Source organism: Cloacibacterium normanense (genome assembly GCF_002943105.1).
Classification (GTDB): domain Bacteria; phylum Bacteroidota; class Bacteroidia; order Flavobacteriales; family Weeksellaceae; genus Cloacibacterium.
The window spans coordinates 326,281-348,835 of the sequence record NZ_PTPZ01000003.1 but is presented as its reverse complement, the minus strand read 5'-3'; the positions used below and the strand labels follow the sequence as shown (position 1 = coordinate 348,835).

18 protein-coding genes are annotated in these 22,555 nt (G+C 37.5%); 10 read left to right on the top strand and 8 right to left on the bottom strand.

Going from position 1 to position 22,555, the window contains the following annotated elements; translation table 11 throughout:
- The first annotated feature begins 9 nt into the window (after nucleotides 1–9).
- The 6 genes from C3729_RS07050 (at nucleotide 10) to C3729_RS07025 (ending at nucleotide 9,047) form a co-directional block, all read left to right on the top strand.
- On the top strand, nucleotides 10–3,186 hold the full coding sequence (locus C3729_RS07050; protein WP_104793501.1) for an efflux RND transporter permease subunit: 3,177 nt from the start codon (nucleotides 10–12) through the stop codon (nucleotides 3,184–3,186).
- Nucleotides 3,170–4,609: a TolC family protein gene (locus C3729_RS07045; RefSeq protein ID WP_104793500.1), complete on the top strand. Its 1,440-nt coding sequence runs from the start codon at nucleotides 3,170–3,172 to the stop codon at nucleotides 4,607–4,609. Before C3729_RS07050 ends, C3729_RS07045 begins: the two co-directional genes overlap by 17 nt.
- Before the next feature lie 146 nt (nucleotides 4,610–4,755).
- The gene (gene ahcY / locus C3729_RS07040) at nucleotides 4,756–6,069 is read left to right on the top strand and encodes an adenosylhomocysteinase (protein WP_104793499.1); all 1,314 of its coding nucleotides are present in this window, start codon (nucleotides 4,756–4,758) and stop codon (nucleotides 6,067–6,069) included.
- 139 nt (nucleotides 6,070–6,208) lie between these two features.
- Nucleotides 6,209–7,555 (top strand): PDZ domain-containing protein, encoded by a 1,347-nt coding sequence (locus C3729_RS07035; protein WP_104793498.1) that lies wholly within the window; start codon nucleotides 6,209–6,211, stop codon nucleotides 7,553–7,555.
- Nucleotides 7,555–8,052: a hypothetical protein gene (locus tag C3729_RS07030; RefSeq protein WP_104793497.1), complete on the top strand. Its 498-nt coding sequence runs from the start codon at nucleotides 7,555–7,557 to the stop codon at nucleotides 8,050–8,052. Before C3729_RS07035 ends, C3729_RS07030 begins: the two co-directional genes overlap by 1 nt.
- Before the next feature lie 32 nt (nucleotides 8,053–8,084).
- Complete coding sequence (locus tag C3729_RS07025; RefSeq protein ID WP_104793496.1) at nucleotides 8,085–9,047, top strand: TIGR01212 family radical SAM protein; 963 nt, start codon at nucleotides 8,085–8,087, stop codon at nucleotides 9,045–9,047.
- 6 nt (nucleotides 9,048–9,053) lie between these two features.
- Here C3729_RS07025 and C3729_RS07020 read toward each other — a convergent pair whose 3' ends face one another.
- From C3729_RS07020 to C3729_RS07010, 3 genes are all read right to left on the bottom strand, one after another.
- Entirely contained in the window at nucleotides 9,054–9,437 is a 384-nt protein-coding gene (locus C3729_RS07020) for an acyl-CoA thioesterase (protein ID WP_104793495.1), read from the bottom strand.
- A gap of 62 nt (nucleotides 9,438–9,499) precedes the next feature.
- Nucleotides 9,500–10,168, bottom strand: coding sequence for a hypothetical protein (locus C3729_RS07015; protein ID WP_133159952.1), 669 nt, complete (start codon nucleotides 10,166–10,168; stop codon nucleotides 9,500–9,502).
- A 319-nt stretch (nucleotides 10,169–10,487) separates the two neighbouring features.
- Nucleotides 10,488–10,646, bottom strand: coding sequence for a hypothetical protein (locus C3729_RS07010; RefSeq protein ID WP_317615410.1), 159 nt, complete (start codon nucleotides 10,644–10,646; stop codon nucleotides 10,488–10,490).
- Between the two features lie 321 nt (nucleotides 10,647–10,967).
- Between C3729_RS07010 and C3729_RS07005 the strand changes: the two genes are divergently transcribed.
- The 4 genes from C3729_RS07005 to C3729_RS06990 are packed head-to-tail and all read left to right on the top strand — an operon-like array spanning nucleotide 10,968 to nucleotide 12,586.
- A complete protein-coding gene (locus C3729_RS07005) occupies nucleotides 10,968–11,726 on the top strand; it encodes a hypothetical protein (RefSeq protein ID WP_104793492.1) in 759 nt (252 codons plus the stop codon).
- Nucleotides 11,727–11,734: 8 nt separating this feature from the next.
- Entirely contained in the window at nucleotides 11,735–12,139 is a 405-nt protein-coding gene (locus tag C3729_RS07000; protein ID WP_104793491.1) for a DUF5675 family protein, read from the top strand.
- 1 nt (nucleotide 12,140) lies between these two features.
- Entirely contained in the window at nucleotides 12,141–12,353 is a 213-nt protein-coding gene (locus C3729_RS06995) for a hypothetical protein (protein ID WP_104793490.1), read from the top strand.
- 41 nt (nucleotides 12,354–12,394) lie between these two features.
- A complete protein-coding gene (locus C3729_RS06990; protein ID WP_104793489.1) occupies nucleotides 12,395–12,586 on the top strand; it encodes a hypothetical protein in 192 nt (63 codons plus the stop codon).
- A gap of 53 nt (nucleotides 12,587–12,639) precedes the next feature.
- Here C3729_RS06990 and C3729_RS06985 read toward each other — a convergent pair whose 3' ends face one another.
- The 5 genes from C3729_RS06985 to C3729_RS06965 all read right to left on the bottom strand — a co-directional run bounded on the left by C3729_RS06985 (nucleotide 12,640) and on the right by C3729_RS06965 (nucleotide 22,533).
- Nucleotides 12,640–13,065: a DUF6943 family protein gene (locus C3729_RS06985; protein ID WP_104793488.1), complete on the bottom strand. Its 426-nt coding sequence runs from the start codon at nucleotides 13,063–13,065 to the stop codon at nucleotides 12,640–12,642.
- Between the two features lie 228 nt (nucleotides 13,066–13,293).
- On the bottom strand, nucleotides 13,294–13,821 hold the full coding sequence (locus C3729_RS06980; RefSeq protein ID WP_104793487.1) for a hypothetical protein: 528 nt from the start codon (nucleotides 13,819–13,821) through the stop codon (nucleotides 13,294–13,296).
- Nucleotides 13,822–14,778: 957 nt separating this feature from the next.
- Entirely contained in the window at nucleotides 14,779–16,899 is a 2,121-nt protein-coding gene (locus C3729_RS06975) for a heavy metal translocating P-type ATPase (RefSeq protein WP_104793486.1), read from the bottom strand.
- A gap of 48 nt (nucleotides 16,900–16,947) precedes the next feature.
- The gene (locus C3729_RS06970; RefSeq protein ID WP_104793485.1) at nucleotides 16,948–18,183 is read right to left on the bottom strand and encodes an efflux RND transporter periplasmic adaptor subunit; all 1,236 of its coding nucleotides are present in this window, start codon (nucleotides 18,181–18,183) and stop codon (nucleotides 16,948–16,950) included.
- 21 nt (nucleotides 18,184–18,204) lie between these two features.
- Nucleotides 18,205–22,533, bottom strand: coding sequence for a CusA/CzcA family heavy metal efflux RND transporter (locus tag C3729_RS06965; RefSeq protein ID WP_104793484.1), 4,329 nt, complete (start codon nucleotides 22,531–22,533; stop codon nucleotides 18,205–18,207).
- Nucleotides 22,534–22,555 lie beyond the last annotated feature (22 nt).

Genomic DNA, 22,555 nt, shown 5'->3' with positions numbered 1-22,555 from the left:
TGAAAAATTATGTTTAATAAATATATAAGAAGACCCGTTCTCTCTATAGTCATTTCATTGATTGTAGTGTTTCTTGGTGCGCTTGCTCTCATAGAATTGCCAGTGACGCAGTTTCCATCTATTTCGCCACCCAAAGTAAATATTACGGTAGAATATCCTGGTTCTAATAATGAATTAATGGTAAAATCGGTAATCATTCCATTAGAACAATCTCTGAATGGAATTCCCGGTTTAAAATACATGACTTCTGATGCTGGAAATGACGGAGAAGGCTCTATACAATTGGTTTTTAACCTAGGAACAGACCCTAATATTGCTGCAGTAAATGTACAGAACAGAGTTTCGTCTGCAGTTAATAAACTTCCGCCAATCGTAGTAAGAGAAGGGGTGAAAATCACCAGAGAAGAACCCAACATGTTGATGTATGTAAACCTTTATAGTAATGACAAGAAAGCAGACCAAAAATTCTTGTTCAACTATGCTGACATCAATATTCTTCCAGAACTCAAAAGAATAGATGGTGTAGGTTTTGCAGATATTTTAGGAGACCGACAGTACGCCATGAGAATTTGGTTAAAGCCAGATAGAATGACCGCATACAACATCTCTGCTGATGAAGTAATGGAAGCCTTAAACGAACAAAGTTTAGAAGCTTCTCCGGGAAGAACTGGCGAAAGTTCTGGTAAAGTCTCACAAAGTTTTGAATATGTCATCAAATATCCGGGTAGATTTACCAAAGAAGAAGAATACAAAAACATTATTATAAAAGCGAATTCTAATGGAGAATTTGTAAGGTTAAAAGACATAGCAGATGTAGAATTTGGAAGCATGATGTACGACATCTACTCTACCTTAAACGGGAAACCTTCTGCAGCAATTACCATTAAGCAATCTTATGGCTCAAATGCGAGTCAAGTAATTAAAGATGTAAAAGAACTTTTGGCCAAATTAGAAAAAAAAGATTTCCCAAAAGGGATGCATTATGAAATAAGTTATGATGTTTCTAGATTTTTAGATGCTTCTATGGAAAAAGTAGTTCATACTCTTTTCGAGGCGTTTATTCTGGTATCAATTGTTGTATTTTTATTCTTAGGAGATTTACGCTCCACCATTATTCCTACACTTGCCGTACCCGTTTCATTAATTGGAGCTTTCGCGGTAATGTCTGCATTTGGGATTACCTTAAATCTTATTTCATTATTTGCATTAGTGATGGCAATTGGGGTAGTAGTAGACGACGCCATAGTAGTAATAGAAGCAGTACATGCCAAGATGGAAGAAAAAAATCTCTCTCCTTTAAAAGCTACTGAAGAAGCCATGCACGAAATAAGCGGTGCAATCATTGCCATCACTTTAGTAATGGCATCTGTATTTATCCCTATTGCTTTTATGTCTGGACCTGTAGGTGTTTTTTATAGACAATTTTCCATTACTATGGTTTCTGCCATTATTCTATCTGGGTTAGTTGCTCTTACTTTAACCCCTGCTCTATGTGCTTTAATTCTCAAAAATAATCACGGAAAACAAAGAAAGAAAACACCTGTCAATAATTTTCTAGATCGATTTAATAACTTCTTCAACAGAGGTGCAAATAAATACGAAGGATTACTTCAAAAATTTGTGACTAAGAAAATGTTTACTCTTCCGATATTATTGATTTTTTGTTTGGGAACATTTTTCTTGAGTAACAAAGTTCCTTCTGGATTCATCCCTGGAGAAGACCAAGGAATGATTTACGCCATAGTACAAACTCCGCCAGGCTCTACCTTAGAGAGAACTCATAAAATTGCTTTAGACCTGCAGAAAAAAACGGAAAAGATAGAAGGTGTACAGTCTGTGTCTTCATTAGCCGGGTACGAAATCCTTACCGAAGGAACAGGTTCTAATACCGGGACTTGTTTAATTAATCTTAAAAATTGGAGTGATAGAAAACATTCTGCTACAGAAATCATAGAACAGTTAGAAGAGATTGCCAAAGAAATTCCAGGAGCTAATATTGAGTTTTTTCAGCCACCTTCTATCCCAGGTTATGGAGCAGCAGGAGGTTTTGAACTTCGTTTATTAGATAAAGCTGGCAGTGGTGATTATCATAAAATGGAAGAAGTGAGCAAACAATTCGTAGAAGATCTTAAAAAAAGACCAGAACTTGGTAATGCCTTTTCTTTTTATTCCGCAAGTTTCCCTCAATATATGATGAGAGTAGATAATGATATGGCAGAACAAAAAGGAGTAAGTGTAGGAAAAGCCATGGATAATCTCTCTACACTTATTGGATCTAATTACGAAACAGGTTTTATAAGATTTGACAGACCTTACAAGGTGATTGTTCAAGCTGGGCCACAATATCGTGCATTGCCGCAAGATTTACTCAAATTGTACACTAAAAATGATAAAGACCAAATGGTTCCTTATTCAGATTTTATGCACTTAGAAAAAGTATATGGAATGTCTGAAATTACTCGTCATAATCTTTACAATTCTTCTGAGGTAAGTGGTAATCCCGCTGAAGGATACAGTAGTGGTGAAGCGATTAATGCCATAAAAGAAGTGGCCGAAAAAACTTTACCTAGAGGTTTTGACATTGATTGGGCAGGTATTTCTAAAGATGAAGTAAGCCGAGGAAATGAAGCCGTTTATATTTTCTTAGTTTGTTTAGGATTTGTGTACCTCATCTTGTCCGCACAATACGAAAGCTTTGTTTTACCATTACCTATTATTTTATCCTTACCTATTGGGATTTTCGGAGCGTTTTTGTGCTTAGAATTATTTGGCTTAGAAAATAATATTTATGCACAGATTGCCATGATTATGCTCATAGGTTTATTGGGGAAAAATGCAGTACTAATTGTAGAATTTGCTGTACAAAGAAGAGCTGCTGGAGAAGAAATTGCCAAAGCAGCTATCCAAGCCGCTACTTTACGTTTTAGACCTATTTTGATGACTTCATTTGCATTTATTGCTGGGCTTATTCCACTAGCCATAGCAACTGGACCAGGAGCTATAGGAAATAGAACCATAGGAACAGCCGCTGCTGGAGGAATGCTGATAGGAACCGTTTTTGGACTTATCATTATTCCTGGTTTATATTACCTTTTCGGAGTGATTTCAGATAAACTTAGAATGGCAGAACACGAAGACGAAAATCCTTTAACCGAAGAAATTGACAATAATGAACCGATTTTATAAAAACATAAGCCTTTCTTTTTTCACCATATTATTAATAGGTTGTAAAGCACCTATGGCTACAGTGATTAAAGATGAAACGAAAGAAAATCTCCCTAAAAATTTCGCTCAATCTAGTAATGATGAAACGAAAAACATAGGAAATACTCCTTGGAAAGAATTTTTCACCGACCTAAATCTTCAAAAATTGATAGAAACAGCTCTTGTTAATAACCAAGAACTGATGAAAACATATCAAGAAATAGAAATGGCCAAAAGCAATGTTCTTTATCAAAAAGGGAAACTCTCTCCTTTTGTAAATGCAGGTGGCTCTATTGGCGTAAAAAAAGCAGGAAGATACACCAGTGAAGGCGCTGGTGATGCAAGCACCAATATGGAAGGAGACCACCCTATTCCAGACCCATTATTTAATTATGAAGGCGGATTAAATGCAAGTTGGGAAATAGACATCTGGAAAAAGTTAAGAGACGAAAAAGATGCTGCTGTAGCTCATTATCTGTCTACTGTAGAAGGGAAAAATTTCATTCTCTCCAATTTAATTGCAGAAATTGCAAACAATTACTATGAACTTATTGCTCTTGACCGCCAGTTAGATATTATTCATCAATATATTCAAATTAATGAAAAGGCTCTAGAAATTGCAAAAATTCAAAAAGAAGCAGCGGCAACTACCGAACTAGCGGTGAAAAAATTTGAGGCAGAATTAGCAAAATCAAAAGCCCAAGAATATGTCATCAAACAAGACATTACCGAAAAAGAAAACATAATTAATGCTTTAACGGGAAGATTTCCGCAAAATATTGAACGTTCTACCGAAAACTTGATGCCACCACTTCCTGAACAAATTTTTACAGGGATTCCTTCTCAATTGCTAGAAAATCGACCAGACATTAGACAAGCAGAATATGAACTTACCGCTTCAAAATTAGATGTAGAAGTGGCTCGTAAAGAGTTCTACCCTTCTTTGGGAATATCAGCTTCGCTAGGTTTGGAAGCTTTTAAACCAAATTATTTGGTAAAATTTCCAGAATCAGTAGCCTATCACCTTGCTGGTGAATTAGCAGGACCACTGATTAATAAATCTGCAATTAAAGCCAATTTTCAGTATGCCAATGCTAAACAACTAGAAGCATTGTATGAATATGATAAAACCATACTGAACGCTTACCTAGAGGTTTCTACCAAAATGTCAAAAATCAAAAACCTTAATCAATACTATGAATTGAAAAATCAAGAAAGTAAAGCATTAGAAAAATCTATAGACATTGCTCAACTTCTTTTCAAAAATTCTAGAGCAGACTATCTAGAAGTATTGATGAATAATAGAGATTTATTAGATGCTAAAATAGAACTTATAGAAGCACAGAAAAACCAACTCACCTCTGTAGTCGAAATTTATAAAAGTTTAGGCGGAGGTTGGAAATAATATATTGTTTTTTCTATCAACCGAAACTCTGCTATGGATTTTTCTGTAGTGGAGTTTTTAATGGATGATTATGATAGATTTTAACTGTAATTATTTCAAATTTTTTAAAAAAATATATTGTATTTTTGCAAAAATTTTTTCAATTAATGGAAACTAAAACTCAATATTTACCTTACAAAGTTAAGGATATTTCCCTAGCAGAATGGGGACGCAAAGAAATTCAATTGGCTGAAGCAGAAATGCCAGGTTTAATGGCGTTAAGAGAAGAATATGGTCCTTCTCAACCATTAAAAGGCGCTAGAATTGCGGGTTGTCTTCACATGACTATTCAAACTGCTGTTCTCATCGAAACTTTGGTTCACCTTGGTGCAGAAGTAACTTGGTCTTCTTGTAATATTTTCTCTACCCAAGATCACGCTGCTGCTGCTATTGCTGCTGCTGGAATCCCAGTTTACGCATGGAAAGGAATGAATGCAGAAGAATTCGATTGGTGTATTGAACAAACCATTTTCTTTGGAGAAGACAGAAAACCATTAAACATGATTCTGGATGATGGTGGTGACTTAACCAATATGGTTTTTGATAAATTCCCAGAATTAACTGCTGGAATCAAAGGTCTTTCTGAAGAAACAACTACTGGTGTTCACAGATTATACGAAAGAATGGCAAACGGAACTCTAGTAATGCCTGCAATAAACGTAAACGATTCTGTTACTAAATCTAAATTCGACAACAAATACGGCTGTAGAGAATCTGCTGTAGATGCAATCAGAAGAGCGACAGACGTAATGCTAGCTGGTAAAAGAGTGGTAGTTTGTGGTTTCGGAGATGTAGGTAAAGGTACTGCTGCTTCATTTAGAGGAGCTGGTTCTATCGTTACTGTTACAGAGATTGACCCAATCTGTGCTTTACAAGCTGCTATGGAAGGTTACGAAGTGAAAAAACTAGACACCGTAATCGAAAATGCTGATATTGTAATCACTACTACTGGTAACTTTAATATCGTAAGAGCTGAACATTTCAAAAAAATGAAAGATAAGACCATCGTTTGTAATATTGGTCACTTTGATAACGAAATTGATATGGCTTGGTTAAACGAAAACTATGGTAACACCAAAACTGAAGTAAAACCACAAGTAGATATTTACAATGTAGATGGCAAAGAAATCATCATTTTAGCAGAAGGTAGATTGGTAAACCTTGGTTGCGCAACTGGTCACCCAAGTTTTGTAATGTCTAACTCATTTACCAACCAAACTCTAGCTCAAATTGAACTTTGGACAAATTCTGAAGCATACGAAAACAAAGTGTACATGTTACCAAAACATTTAGATGAAAAAGTAGCAGCACTTCACCTTAAAAAATTAGGTGTAGAGTTAGAAACACTTTCTCCAGAACAAGCTAAATATATTGGTGTAGAAGTAGAAGGTCCTTTCAAACCAGAATACTACAGATACTAAAAAGTTGAAAGTCAGAAATCGGAAGATGGAAGACTGAAAATTAATTTATACTACAACTCCTCAGAAATTTTGAGGAGTTTTTTTATGTATCTGCAAAATATTTTGAATTTTATTAAAATTTTCTTTGTAATTTCAGACTATGAAAATCTTATACTTTCTTTTTCTGATTTTTTCTTTATCCATCAATGCTCAAGATGGCTTTCAGATATTAGAGGATAAGAATAAGATAAACATTCCTTTTCGGCAAATCAATAATTTAGTTTTTTTGGATTTAAAAGTCAATAATGTAGACCTTACTTTTTTGTTAGACACTGGCGTTTCCGAAACTTTACTTTTTAGCTTAGAAAACAAAGAAGTTGTCTTCGAAAATGTAGAAAAAATAAGATTTACAGGACTTGGCGGAAGCAATTATATAGAAGGCATAAAATCTACTAAAAACAAGGTAGAAGTCAATAAAACTTTAGTGGATTTCAGTCACGAAATTTACATCATCTTAGACGAAGACTTCAATTTTTCTTCTCACGTAGGAATTCCTGTAAATGGCATTATCGGTTATCATTTTTTTAAAAATAATCCTCTAAAAATAGATTTCGAAAGGCATATTATTACGGTTTACAATAGAAAATATTATTCTGAGAAAACTTTCAGAAAATTTGAGAAACTACCTATAAGTGTAGAATCCCAAAAACCGTATCACACTGCCGAAGTACAGCAAACTAAGGAGTTTTTCCCCGCAAAAATGCTTATTGACTTAGGAAATAGTGATGCAATGTGGCTTTTCCCAAATAGAATTCCCAATTTCAACTATAATAGACCAAATATAGATGATTTTCTCGGAAGAGGATTTAATGGAGACATCTATGGAAAACGCAGTAGAATGCATGCGCTGAAACTTGGAAATAATATTCTAAATCAACCCATTGTAGCAATGCCGAGCGAAGAATCGGTAAAATCTATGAATTTCGTAAAAGAAAGAATTGGTTCTATCGGCGCAGATGTTTTAAAAAGATTTACTATTGGTTTCGACTATAAAAATGGCTTATTTTTCATCAAAAAAACCAAATCTATCAAAGAACCTTTCAGATTTAACATGAGCGGTTTAGACATCAAACATGATGGCATGAAATGGGAAAAAGATTTGGTAAAAGTTGAACTTCCAAAACTTCCAGAATCTACAAATAACGACAGAGGAACCACAATAAGAATTCAAGACGCGAGTGAATTTCAATACAAATTTGTGTTGAAACCAGAATATTCTGTGGCTGGAGTTAGAGAAAATTCACCGGGATTTTTAGCAGACATCAAAAAAGGAGATAAACTTATAGAAATCAATGGTAAAAAGACTTCTGACATGACTCTTCAACAAATCAATGAGGTTTTCATGTCTGAAGAAGAAAAAACAATTACCCTAAAACTTCTAAGAAATTCTTTAACTTTAATCAAAGAATTTATTCTAAAAGACCCTATTCCTTATCAAGAAAATTAATGGATAAAAAACTCAATACCATCAGAACCAGACCTCGATTCAAATTAGAAACTGATTTGAGTAAAGAGGATTTTGAATTAAATTTAAAAACCGAACTTCAAAAAAATACTGAAATCCAAGGAAATATCAATAAAGAAGTGGCTTCTATTTGGGTAAAAACCGCTCATAATGAATTTTGGAAACCTTATCTTTCACTCAGAGTAGAAAAGGAAGATGAAAAAACCTTTATCAGAGGAATTTTTGGTCCAAGTGCAGCTGTTTGGACTTTTTTCATGTTCCTTTACTTCATTTTTTCTATTATTTTCATGGTTTTTATCACCATTTGGCTTGTAACGAAACAAATTAACAGCCAAGATTTTCCTTGGGCAATTTATCTTTCTATCTTTGCATTGGTTTTATTATTGCTTACTTTTTTGGCCACAAAAATCGGGCAGAAAAAAGCAAAAACCGAAATGGAAAAACTCAAAAATTTTGCAGAAAATTCCATTCTTAACTGACAGAAAAACCTACGCATTAATTTCATTTTAAAATGTCTATCAAAACGCTTGCTTACGGAGAAAAAAACTATAATTATTACAGTGCTTACCTCAGAGAAAAATATCACGGAAAGCGCGTGTACAAAGTCATTGTAGACGGTGGTTTTACCTGTCCGAACAGAGATGGCTCCAAAGGTTATGGCGGTTGTACCTATTGTAATACAGATTCTTTTACTCCCGCTTCTAGAAATCTAGATTCTATTCGTGAACAGGTTTTACATGGCATGGAAAACGCTACTCAAAATTATAAAGCAGAAAAATTTATCATTTATTTTCAGCCTAATTCTAATACTTATGCGCCAGTAGAAGAACTCAAATTAATGTACGATGAAGCGTTAAAAATAAATTCAGAAAACATTGTTGGTTTATCCGTAGGAACACGCCCCGATTGTCTTGACGCGAAAATTATAGAACTTCTAGAAAGTTACAAAAACAGAGGGTTAGAGGTAGATATAGAACTGGGAATAGAATCTATTTACAATGAAACTTTGCAAAATCTTAATCGTGGTTGCACTCATGAAGATTTTATTTCTGCTATGAAACTTTTAGAAAATTCTTCGTTAGATGTTTGCGTTCACACCATTTTGGGTTTACCGGGCGAAACTCGAGAAATGATTGTAAAATACGCAAATGAAATCAACAAGTTTGAGAAAATTAATTTCGTGAAGTTTCATCACTTACACATCGTGAAAGGTTCTATTATGGGTGTAAAATACAAAAGAGAACCTTTCCCACTCTTCACTTTAGAAGAATATACTGACATTCTCTGTGAAATTCTGCCAAAATTAAGGCCAGACATCGTCATTCAGAGACTTTTTGCTTTATCTGATGTAGATATGCTCATCGCACCAAAATGGGGCTTAAAAAAGTCTCAAATTCAAAATTACATCGATGCAGAACTGGAAAGAAGAAACATCCTTCAAGGAAGTGAGTATAGAGGAGAAATGAGCGTTTAGAAATTTCTAAATTTTTTCTAACCAATCCTCTGGAACTCTTCTAATTTTTAAATTCTGACTATCCATCAGAATCCAAAGCGTTCTAGAATCTACCACCAATTCTTCACCTCTGTAAAACTCTACTTTTCTAGGCTGTCTTATTCCTTCTGGTTTTTCGGGATATGTTTTCAGTGTAAGTATTTCACCTTTAAAAACCTGCTTCTTATACTGGATATGATGGTCAGAAAGCACCCAAAAATCATCTGAATAAGGTGTACTATTTTTTAAAATATCCCAATGTTCTTTTGCCATTTCTTCTACCCAATGCACATATTGAACATTATTCACATGATTATTTTGGTCTAAATGCTCGTCGCTTACTACAATTTCTTTGATGTGAACCAGTTTCATTTTAAAATTTTTATAAAATTATCAACTTATTTCTTCTTAAAAGACAAACTGAGCAAACTTTTTTAAAATAATGCAGTTGATACGAAAAGTCCAAAATTATTTTGGTTAAACTTTGGTGATCCAAAATATTCGAAATTACTGGCTAAACCAAAAGAAATCTCGTTGTAATTAACACCTGCTCTTAATCTAAGATAGCTTCTCGTGTGAGGATTACCTTCATTAGTAAGTGCAGCATACATCGCTTGAATTTTAGAATAAAATCTCCAATTTTCTGAAAGCTTTGGTTTATACTCTCCCATTAAAAAAGCCTCCATTTCTCCGTTATCATCTATATAGTAACGCGGATTAAATACAATTACATAATCTGGAGAGCCTTTAGAATAAATCACTCCTACTGCTGGTCTGATATCAACACCTGTAGCCATGTGAAAACCTCCCATTAAATTTAAATTTTGGGCAAATTCATAGGTAATATTCCCTTGTACCATAAAACCGTCAGTATCATCCTTATCCCATGTTCCAATAATATCACTTACTGCAAATATTCCAAATTTAGGAGCACTTGTCAGTTTTTTCTGAAAATTAGTTTGAAATCCTAAAGCTTTGTCTCCAAAAACAGTTTCTACAATCACAGGAGGATTTTTCACCTCTACTGTAGCCGTTTCTTGAGCTTTTAAAATTGAAATGGATGTTAACAAAGAAGCTATAGATAAAAATAGTTTAGTCTTCATAGTTGATTTCCTTAATTTTTCTGTATAGAATTTAATTGTATTGATTTCTTTAAGATTTTAGTTTTTATCAAAAAATATAAGTTAAAAAAATAAAATCCTTTAAATTAAAATTAAAGGGTTTCATTAGATTTTGCATTTCTGCTTGCGATCCGGACGGGACTTATTAATAACCTTTAAAAACCTTTGTTTATAATAATTTGATAAACTTAATTTTTCAAAGACCCCTACTTTTCCCCCTCCTATTTTGATACATTTTGATTGAATCTTTAGGTTTAGCAAATTTACGATAATCTTCTAGTAATACCAAAGAATTCATATGCTAATCCGTGATTATTTCTAGTACTTTTTCTATTTCTAGACCAGTGTATTGGCAGAATTCTTCTATGGTGATGAACTGGTGTGGAGGTCTGTTTAATGAGGCTTTAATTTTGGAGAGAAGTGTGCGTGAATAGGTTTCACTTTTGCCTGTAATTTTCATTACGTCTTTTGGGTAGATGCACAGCCTAAAAAATCTTTTTTTCATACACTATCTATACTTTTGATATGGAGTTGACTTAGGTGTGGTATACTGATATCAAATTTAATTATTTTCTAAATACACTAATTGTTATAAAAAGCTCTAAATCCGCTAAAAGTTGTGTTTACAACTGAAAGTATCGTTTTCCGCTAAATATGGGTAGAACCGCTTTAATATTTGTTTTGGGGGCATAAATTCTCAAATTTTGTCATGTGAATTCGCGAAGGTTTGAACAGGTGAACCTCATCATCTGAAAAATAAATCTAGTAAAAAGTAAAAAAAATGGCAAGACAAAAAAGTATTATCAAATTAGATGGTACCATTGGAGGTATCACCTTTTACAAATCTAAAGACGGCTACCTCGCAAGAGAGAAAGGCGGTGTATCGGCGGAAAGAATTAAAAATGACCCTACCTTCCAGAGAACCCGAGAAAATGGTTCAGAATTCGGGAGAGCGGGAAATTCTGGGAAAGTTCTCAGAAATGCTATACGTCCGCTTTTGTTAAGAGCTTCTGATTCCAGAATGGTCAGCAGATTAACCAAAGAAATGGTTAAGGTTATCCAAATGGACCAAACTAACCCTAGAGGAGCTCGAAACGTGATTGATGGCGAAGCTATCCTTTTAGATGGTTTTGACTTCAATATCAATGGGAAGTTGGGGAACACGCTTTTCGCACCGAAAACGGTGGATATCACCAGAACCAGTGGTTTATGCCAAGTGAACATTCCAGCTTTTACGCCAACGGTGATGATTGCTGCTCCTGGGGGAACTACTCATTTCAAAATTGTAACAGCTGCAGCTGCAGTGGATTTTGAAAATGGTGTTTTTGAAACTCAGATGAATGAGTCTCCAGTTCAAGCGTGGAATGAAACGGCTACGGACGAATTCATTTTGGATAATGAATTAACGCCAAATAGCCCTCACCCCATCTTCTTGTTTTTAGGAGTAGAATTCTTCCAAGAAGTGAATGGAGAAAAATACCCATTGAAAAATGGAGCTTTCAACGCATTGTCGATTGTGAAAGTTGATACACCAGTGTAAAAAAATACATGGAAATCGTATTGGAAAGGATGTATTTTCCCGAAGGAACGAACGGCTTTTTAAGTCTAAACGGCAAAGAAATTTGTAAAACGATAGAATTGCCTTGGCGAAATAATAAAGCTCGAGTTTCGTGTATTCCAGAGGGAAAATACAAAATCCGAAAGCGTTATAGTGCAAAGTTTAAGTGGCACTTGGAGTTGATCAATGTAAAAAATAGAAAATACATTCTTTTACATCCAGCCAATAACGCTTTGAAGGAGTTGAATGGTTGTATTGCTCCAGTAAGTCAAATTACAGGAGAAGGTAGAGGAAATGAATCGAGAAAAGCTTTTGAGAAGCTCAAAAATTTGGTTTTCCCCTATTTAGAGAATGGTTTTGTAGTAGAACTCATTGTTACCAAAAAAATAAAATAGTATGAAAAAATTAGTGCAAAGAATTCAGGAACCAACGCCGAAGTTTTTCCGCAAGCTTAGAAATATTGGTTTAGCCTTAACAGCTGTAAGTGGCGTTATTGTGACCGCTCCTGTTTCGCTTCCAGCTTTGGTGGTGAGTGTAGCAGGATATTTGGCAGTAGCTGGAGGCATTGCTTCGGCGGTAAGTCAAGCTGCAGTATATCGTGATGATTAGCATTTTTTGGTCGATGGGTATTCATTTTATATTGATTTGCTATGAATTACGTGGATAACTCGACAAAATTTAGCACTGCATTTGGGACGGTTTTAAGTATATTTGTTAACCTACAAGCCGAAGATATTCTGAAGACCATCATTCTTGGATTTTTGGGTGGTGTATCGAGTTTTGTAGCAACACTTTTGGTTAAGAGATTACTCCAAATGATGAAAAAAAAACCTAATCCTTAGTTGTGGTGACTATTTGGATAAAAAAGAGCCTCTCCGAGTTGGAGAGGCTTTTCTTATTTCACAAAATAAAAGTGATAGATCAATTGATACCTTAGCTTTTGAAGAACTTGGATTCTTCTGGAATATTCGGAATTCAATTTTTCAACGGTTTTGAGTCTTTCAATTAAGATTTCATTTTTCTCAAAATTTTCGAAGTTTGGTTGGACTTTTTCAATAAGAATTTTTTTCAGATCAGTAATTCTGAGCATATCAATGACAGAACCACACAAAAAACGGTGAAAAAATTTAGATTTCCAGAGGGAAAAAAATGTCCAGTAGTAGTTTTCAACTTCATTTTCGTCTTTGCAGTAGATAATGAAGCAGTTCGGGCACGGTTGGCGGAGTGGTTTTCCAGCATTTCTGCCACGGTTCAGAATAAAAATTGCGGTTTTTGGCGTTGCCTGTTGTACATCGTATGTACGTACTTTGAAATTTTGCATAACTCGGGATTTAAAAGTTATGCTTCGCAGGAAAATTTCTAAAAGAAAAAAAAGGAAAAAAAAGAAAGTGTTCTATTCTACAGGAGGGAAAATGCGATGCAATATTTTTTTGAAAAAAGTATGGGCGTTTTTTGCTTTTCACGCACATAGTTTTTTCAAAAAACCCTTTATGGGCTAGATATTGTCAGCGCATTTTTCCCGGACGTATACCTTTACTTTCTTTTTTTTTTATTTTTTTCTATTACTGGTGTTGCTAATTTTGGATCTACGAATAGAGAGTTTTGATTGTAAGACTGCTTTAGATTTTGGGGATTTATTCGAGGTGGCAACTGTTCTTTCTTCTTTTTTGGAAAACTCTTTTTCTCTAGACATATCTAAATTTTCATAGAGAATGTTTCCCAATAAAAGATTGACAGAATAATCATCTATTACATGCCCTTTAGTGTTTACATTCTGTGGTGTATTCTTTCCTTTATAGTTCCAACCTTTTAATTCAATGAGCATACGAGGGCTATCTGGATTATAGCCCGCTTGGAATAAAATATGGGAAATATTTTTGGGTTTTGAGAACTTGTTTTTTGAGTAATTATCATACAAACGAGTGAAAATAAAATCGCTAGGTTCTCTGTATTCCACATTCTTTTCGCCAGACTTCATGTGATATAAGTAAACTGTTTTAATGGTCAAAAAGAGGTAGTCGTTTTTAGATAATCCTAAATTATCGATTATTTTCTGAAGTTCTGAATTTTCAATCATGGTAAATTTGATTTATTAATTTATACTAATATACAAAATCTCTACAATGGGAAGAAATGGCAAAGACAGTGGTGTGCCCTTCGGCTTAGTTGAGGGAAAAGCACACGACTGTGCGCGGTTCCTTAGTCAGCGCATGTGAGGCAGGAATGAAACGGACCTATTTCCGTGAAGGGAATGCAGAACATGGGCTGCAGGAACTTGGGAAGCGGTGGAAATTGGGAATGGTGCTGGAAAAACGGGGTAAACACTTCGTGCAGAAAATGGTGGTGTAGAAAAAATCAACTAGGCAAAAACGTAAATATATAACTGACCGTGATAAGCGGAGGGAAAGACAGTGGTATTAGAGCTGAAAAAAATTGCTTTTTGTTGGCGTTATCAGATGGCGCAGAGCATAGACCATATAAAAGACTTTGACTACTATTATGCTTTGTGCCGTCTGATAATATAGCGGAGGGTAAAAGTGATTTTTTTCAGCTCTAATACTACTGTGCGCGGTACTGGAAGCTGACCAATGACAAAAAAATCTTTTTCTTTTTATAAAGATTTTTTTGGCAGTGGTTTGCTGGAGGTACTGGCAAATAGAAAGCTTGTACACCATTTTCTGTACTCCTATAAAAGGGTGGCGGGGATTTGCAGGTTTTTGGGTTGTGATGAAGCTTCTTAATTATAATTACACGAGCGGCTGCAAAGCGTAGGAAATGGAACCACCTGTGGTGGTGGAATGTAGGAAGGCATTTTACATAATTTTCAATTATAGGCACTATGGTGCTGGTTTGCACGTAATGAAGCACTTCGGCAGGCTCAGCACAGGCGTGCGGAATGGAGGGCAACGTTGTAGCGGCTGGCCTGTGCGTATAATTGTCATTATGTTACTTGCTGTGGCAGCGGGGATTTTTTGGAGGCTCATTATTTATGCACAATATCTCCCATAAAAAAACGGACCGAAGCCCGCTTTGTTTAAAATTTCATTTTCTGAATCCTTACCGCATTTAGTATGGCAAGCAATGCTACGCCCACATCTGCAAAGACTGCTTCCCACATCGTGGCTACCCCCCCTGCTCCTAATACCAAGACCACTGCTTTTACTCCAAAGGCCAACGCGATGTTCTGCCAAACAATTTTTTTGGTTTGCTTGCCAATATTAATGGCCATTGGGATTTTTGAAGGTTTGTCGTCCTGAATTACCACATCAGCGGTTTCAATGGTGGCATCACTCCCAAGGCCACCCATCGCTATGCCAACATCACTTAAAGCTACAACCGGCGCATCGTTGACTCCGTCGCCAACAAATGCAACCGTTTCATTCCGTGCTTTTATTTCTTTGACTTTATTCACTTTATCTTCCGGCAATAAATCGCCAAAAGCATTAGGTATGCCCAGTTTTCCTGCTACAGCTTTGACTACCGTTGCTTTATCACCGCTCAACATGGTAACTTTTACTCCTAAACTTTGAAGTTTCTGTACAGTTTCGGCAGCGTCTTCTTTGATGCTATCCGCAATGGTAAGGTATCCCGCAAATTTTCCTTCATAAGCTATGGCAATCAATGTTTCTACAATATCGTTTGGATTTACATCATATTGGATATTGAATTTATCCATCAGTTTAAAGTTTCCTACGAGCAACTCTTTTCCCTGATACGATCCCTTCAGGCCATGTCCCGCTATTTCTTCTACATTGTCGAGAATTATAGTATGGTCGGGTTCACCGAGGTGTTCATGAATTGCAGTTGCCACCGGATGGGTTGATGAATTTTCGATTACATTCACTAATTTTAGAATTAAATCCCGGTCAAATTCCTGCTTTAGATTGACGGTCTGTACTTTAAAGACGCCCTCAGTCATGGTTCCGGTCTTATCCATAACCACATTTTTGACCTCTGCCAACGCATCCAGAAAGTTACTGCCCTTAAATAAAATTCCATTTCTGCTTGCGGCACCAATGCCACCAAAGTATCCTAGTGGAATACTAATTACTAATGCACATGGACAGGATATTACCAGGAATATAAGGGCGCGATATAACCAGTCCCGGAAAATATATTCATCGACAAACAAATAGGGTAACAGACAGATTGCCACAGCGAGAAATACCACGATTGGGGTATAGATGCGGGCAAATTTCCTGATGAACAATTCGGTGGGTGCTTTCTGTGCAGTCGCATTCTGTACCAATTCCAGAATCTTTGAAAGTTTCGAATCATTGTAGAGGGTATTGACCTGCACTTTTGCTACCGTATTCAGGTTAATCATTCCTGCAAGGACGGTATCGTTTTTCTGTTTTGTATCCGGTTTGCTTTCACCGGTAAGTGCCGAAGTATTGAACGAAGCACTGTCTGAAATCAAAATTCCATCCAGGGCCAGTTTTTCTCCCGGTTTCAGCTGAATAACCGAATCCAGTGCAACTTCCGCCGCTTTTACCGTTTGTGGGCGGTTATCCACCAAGATGGTCACTTCATCGGGACGCTGATCGAGAAGTTTTGCTATGTTTCCTTTTGCGCGCTGAACGGCTAAAGTCTGGAAAACTTCGCCTACTGAATAGAAGAGCATTACAGCTACCCCTTCCGGATATTCACCAATGGCGAAAGCCCCAATCGTGGCAATAGACATTAGAAAAAACTCCGAAAACACATCTCCCTTCCTGATACTTTCAAACGCTTCTTTAAGAACCGGTAAACCTACCGGAAGATATGCCGCTGCATACCAACCAACCCGCAACCAATCATTGAACCAAGATTGAGGGATCAAATAATCGATTCCCAATCCTGCCATTAAGACTACGAATGAAATAATTGCAGGCAGAAACATTTGAAAAGTTGACTTTCCCTGAGTAGAGTGATCGTGACCATCATCGTCGGTATGTTCATCAGCATGGTTATGCCCAGCGTCCTTTTTATGGCTGTCAGTCACGCCTGTCTTTTGCGTGAGCGGTGCATTCGCTTTATCACTGGTTGTACAGCAGCTGTCCTGGACTAACTTTTCTGCTCCTGCATCTTTATAAATTTTACCTTCCTGAGGCGTGCAGCACAACTGACGACCATTTTCGTCGAAAGTATGTGTATGTAATTTATTATTTGCCATAAGTTTTATTTTAATAATGTATTAATTCTTATTTTGAAGTGCTATTTCTTAATGACCATCACCTTCCTCTCCCTTATTATTTAACTTAGCCAAGATAAAGAAGGCGTTCTTAATTACGATTTTAGCATCGGCAGGAATTGGTTTTAAAGGTGTAATTTGTGTGTAGCCTAAAGCAGTAACCCCTTTAGCAACAGGAATTTTTTCAAAACCTACTTCCTTTTCCACAATTGTTTTTTTGTTATTTCCGTTTGTTGAAGTTGATACTTTTTCGTTATTTTCTTCTTTATCATGATCGGACTGCATTATAAAGATAAAATCCTGTCCCTTATCATTAACTATAGCTTCAGTAGGAACGGATGCAGTAGTTTGCTTATCAAGACTTATGACTGCGGTAACATTCATGCCATCAATAAGACCTGATCGGTCACCGACGACTTGTGCGTGAACAGGAACAGTTTTGCTTTCTCCTTCAAAGGCTGTACCTATTGAAGTTATTTTTGCATCATACTCTTTACCTGGACTGTTGGTAAGTGTAAAATGAATGGTTTGTCCTGGCTGTACTTTACCCAGATCTTTTTCATATACATAGATATCCAAATGAAGCGCTGAGTTGCTTACAATTTCGGCAATTGGCGAAGCCATGTCCACATTACTCCCTATTTGCGCTATCACTTTACTTACCGTTCCGCTGATGGGCGCGCGAACAGAAAGGGACGAGCTGTAACCCTGAGCTGCACCGATGCTGCCTAGCTGTTTCTGCAGTCCGGAGCGCTGGCTTCGTAATGTTGCAAGATCTGTCTGTGCCTGCTGAAATTTCTTTAACGGTGCAGCATTTCCTTTATAAAGCTGCTGGGCACGGGTAACTTCCAGTTCTGCCATTCTGATCTGACCATTAACCTGCTGAAGCTGCTGCTGCATCACGATTAAATCGGGGTTTGAAATGGTTGCTATAACTTTTCCCTTTGATACATAACTTCCAGGTTGTACATACAGGGAGCGTACTATACCGCTGTATGAGGGCGTGACAAATGCCTTATTCTGATTCGGCACCGTGAGCATACCGCTCACTTTTATGGTATTAGAAAGCTCCTTACTTTCAATACTTCCCATTTGAATTCCAACTGTCCTAATCTGTTCTTCGGTGAAATGTGCCACACCAGGTTCTTCGTGCTCATCGGGCTTCTCTACTGCAGTTGCTTCTTTGGTTTCAGTGACTTCTGATTCTTTTTTGCATCCTGTCAACAAGACAGAGACCGCAAAAATTAGGGTGATATATTTTTTCATGTTATATTCTCTTTTGGATCCTTAATTTTTAATATAGTAGTTATATTGTATTACTGCCATGTTGTATTCGTTCAGTGCAATCAAATAGTTTTTTCTAATGTCTATAGCTTGGGTGAAAAACTGGTGCATTTCAGAAAACCCTATTTCCCCAGCTTTGTAACTCAGCATTGCCGCATCGAAAATTTGGTCTGCCTGTTTCAAACCTATACTTTCATAATATTTAAGCATTTCAGCAGCTTTCAGAATTTCAGTATAGCTGGAGCGGGTTTGTGCCGCGAACTGATTTTCCTGATAGCGCAGCTGAGATTGTTGAATTTCGACCTCGGCTTCTGCAGACTGCAATTTGGCTTTGTAAGCAGTCTTTCCAAAAATGGGAAATTCTACAGCTACTGAAAAGCCTGTTATGGGATCCTTCATTCCGTATAATCTCTGGGAAAATATTCTTCCCGAAAAGTCAGGTTTGTTCTGCATTTTCTGAACCTCTATATTCGCCCTTGCTATTTCTATATTCTGCTGCTGCAGAGCCAATGAGGGATGAAAACTGTCTGATGGTAAATCTTCCAAATCCAATTTCTGCAAGTTTGTGTCTTCCGGCAAGTATAGCACCTGACTATTAAGAAACAGACTGAGTTGTTGCTGCTGTGCCGAAATATTCTGTTCGTTTTGCTGTCTCTGAGCCTGGAGCTCTTTCATCCGTGCCTCCGCAGCAATGTTTTCGAGACCAGCAGCTTCGCCGGTTTTGAAACGAAGATTTGCTGCTTTGTACATGGACGTATAATACTCATCAAGTTTTTGGTAGAGCTTACCAACATCCTGAAGGTACCACAACTGATAAAAAGCAGTATTTACTTCCCTTTTTATCACTGCGTCCAACATGCTTTTATTCAGCTGGTGAAATTTCAACTGCTCCTCAAAATACTTTCTTTTCGCCTTATATAAGCCCGGCCACTGGACGGATTGCTGGATTCCAATTTTAAAATCGCCGTCGGGATCACTAGGCCTCATATCCTCATTTTCTACAAAGATGCCGGTTTTGGGAATTTCACGTGCAGTTTTAGTTTCCAGTAAAGCTTTATTTACCTGGGCACTGTTTACCGAGTACTGCAGATTATTTTCCAGCGCTATTTTCACCGCGTCATTTGGTGAAATTCTTTCCTGCGCAGTAAGTGCACCTGCGGAAGAGCACAGTAAAATTACCAGCGCTACAAACGACGTGTTTTTACTATTTCTCAATTTGTTTTTGATTTGATTCTTAGAATTAAATATGATATACAGTAGGGGTAAGACAAATAAGGTAAGGAAGGTTGCTGTTACCAAACCGCCAATTACTACTGTTGCCAATGGCCTCTGTACTTCTGCACCGCTACCATTAGAAAAAGCCATGGGAAAAAATCCGAATGAAGCTACTGCTGCGGTCATTAGCACTGGACGTAACCGTATACTGGTTCCCTGAATTACCCTTCGAATAATATTATTAACTCCAGATTTCTGAAGATCCTTGAAGGTGCTTACCAGAACAATGCCATTAAGAACTGCTACCCCAAATAGCGCAATAAAGCCGACTCCTGCTGAAATACTGAATGGCATATCCCTAATCAGCAGGGCAAAGACCCCACCAATAGCACTCATTGGTATTGCGGTGAAAATAAGAATGCTGTCTTTGAAGTTGCGGAAGGTGAAGAAAAGCAAAAGAAAGATAAGGGCTAATGCTACAGGAACCGCTATTTGCAGTCGTGAAGAGGCCTGCTTCAAATTTTCGAATGTTCCTCCATACGTATAGTAATAGCCTGCAGGCAGAATGTTTGCGTCATTCAGTTTTTGCTGGATTTCGGTTACTGCACTTTCAACATCTCTATCCTTCACATTAAAGCCTACGACGATCCTGCGCTTTCCATCTTCACGGCTGATTTGCGCCGGTCCTTCTTTAAATTGAACTTTTGCTACCTGAGAGAGCGGAATTTGCACACCATTGGCGGTTGGGATAAACAGATTGCTGACGTCTTCAATTGAACTACGGTTTACACTGTCCAGACGTGCAACCAAATTAAATTTCTTTTCATCCTCAAACACTACGCCAGCAGTTTCGCCAGCAAACGCAGTACTTACGGTATGGTTTATGTCCTCGATATTGAGACCGTAAGAGGCGAGCCTTGCTCTATCATACGTTATTGTTATTTGCGGTAAACCAACAGTCTGCTCGATCTGTGGTTCCGTAGCTCCCTGCACTGTCTGAACCACTTTTGCAACTTCGGGTGCGAGTTTAGCAAGCGTGTCAATATTTTCACCAAATATTTTCACCGCCACATCCTGCCGTACCCCAGTCATTAACTCGTTGAATTTCATTTGTATCGGCTGTGAGACTTCAAAGAATACTCCCGGAATCATTTTGAGTTTTTCCATCATCTCAGCGCTCAAATCCTGATAAGATTTACCACTGTCCCTCCATTCTTTTTTGGGTTTTAATGTAACGATAAGGTCAGTTGCTTCAGGAGGCATCGGATCTGTGGGGACTTCTGCACTCCCGGTTTTACCCACCACCGTGTTCACTTCAGGAAAAGATTTTAAAATGCGGCTTGCCTGCATTGAAGTTTCAATACTCTGGGAAAGAGAGGTGCCTTGTGGAAGTATGCAATGTACCGCAAAATCGCCTTCCTGAAGTTGTGGTATAAATTCACCTCCCATCCTCGAAAATAAGAATAGCGAAACAGCCAGCAAAGCAACTGCGGCACCGACAACCGCATATTTAAACGCAATGGCCTTCTGCAACAGCGGAATATAGAAATTGTGGACACTGGCCATCATTCTGTCTGCGAAGGTTTTCTTTGTGCTAATATTCTTAGACAGAAACAGGGCAGACATCATTGGTATATATGTAAGGGAGAGAATTAATGACCCTATAATTGCAAAAGACACCGTTTCTGCCATAGGGACGAACATCTTACCCTCAATCCCCTGAAGTGAAAGAATCGGGAGATAAACGATGAGGATGATAATCTGCCCAAACGCTGCCGAACTCATCATTTTTTTTGCACTTGACTGTACGGCTTGATCCATCGTATGTTGAGACAGTTTCTGAGATCGGTGGTGGACTGCCAGAAAATGCAGGGTAGCTTCAACAATAATTACGGCGCCATCTACAATAAGTCCAAAGTCAATTGCCCCAAGACTCATCAAATTTGCACTCACTCCAAAGACGTTCATCATCCCGAGGGCAAAAAGCAGCGACAAAGGTATTGCAGAAGCTACGATAAGCCCGGCCCGAAGATTCCCCAGAAACAGAACCAAAACAAGAACAACGATGAGTGCCCCTTCGACTAAATTTGTTTCTATGGTGCGTATAGCACGGTCGACCAAATTAGAACGGTCCACGAATGGTTCCACGATAATATCGGCAGGAAGTGACTTTTGAATAGTGAGCATTTTTTCTTTCACCCGGCTCACTACTTCCGCTGAATTTTCGCCTTTCAGCATCATTACAATGCCACCGACTGCTTCTTTATCGCCGTTATAAGTTAAGGCACCATATCTGACAGCACTGCCGATGCGGGCTTCTGCGACATCTTTTATAAGCACCGGAATGCCATTAACCGTTTTTATTACGGTATTAGAAATATCATCTAAAGAGGAAATCAGGCCAATCCCCCGGATAAAATATGCATTTGGTTTTTTATCAATATAAGCACCGCCGGTATTTTGATTATTTTTCTCAAGGGTAGTGAAAATATCAGCAATGGAGACATTCATTGCCTTAAGTCTGTATGGATTGATAATTACTTCATACTGCTTAAGCTTTCCGCCGAAACTATTAATTTCAGCAACACCCGGTGTACCGTAAAGCTGCCGGGCAATCACCCAATCCTGCATCGTTCGAAGGTCTGTAGGAGAGTATTTGTTTTCTGACCCTTTTTTAGGGTGAATCACATATTGGTAAATTTCACCTAAGCCGGTGGATACCGGAGACATTTCTGGCGTACCAATACCTTTAGGGATGTTTTCTTCAGCTTCTTTCAGTTTTTCAGTTATCAACTGACGTGCAAAATACACATCGACGCTTTCATCAAAAACCACAGTAATCACTGAGAGACCAAATCTTGAGATCGATCTCATTTCGGTAATTCCGGGAATGTTTGCGAGGCTCCGCTCAATTGGAAAGGTAACCAACTGTTCTGTTTCCTGTGCGGCTAATGTTGGTGTGCTGGTAATGATCTGTACCTGATTATTTGTAATATCGGGTACGGCATCCAGCGGGAGTTTAGTAGCACTATACACCCCCCAAAGGATTAGTGCAAAAGTCATGAGCCCAATAATGAACTTGTTCTTTACACTAAACTGTATAATTTTATATAGCATTTGTAAAAATTAAGGTTAATTG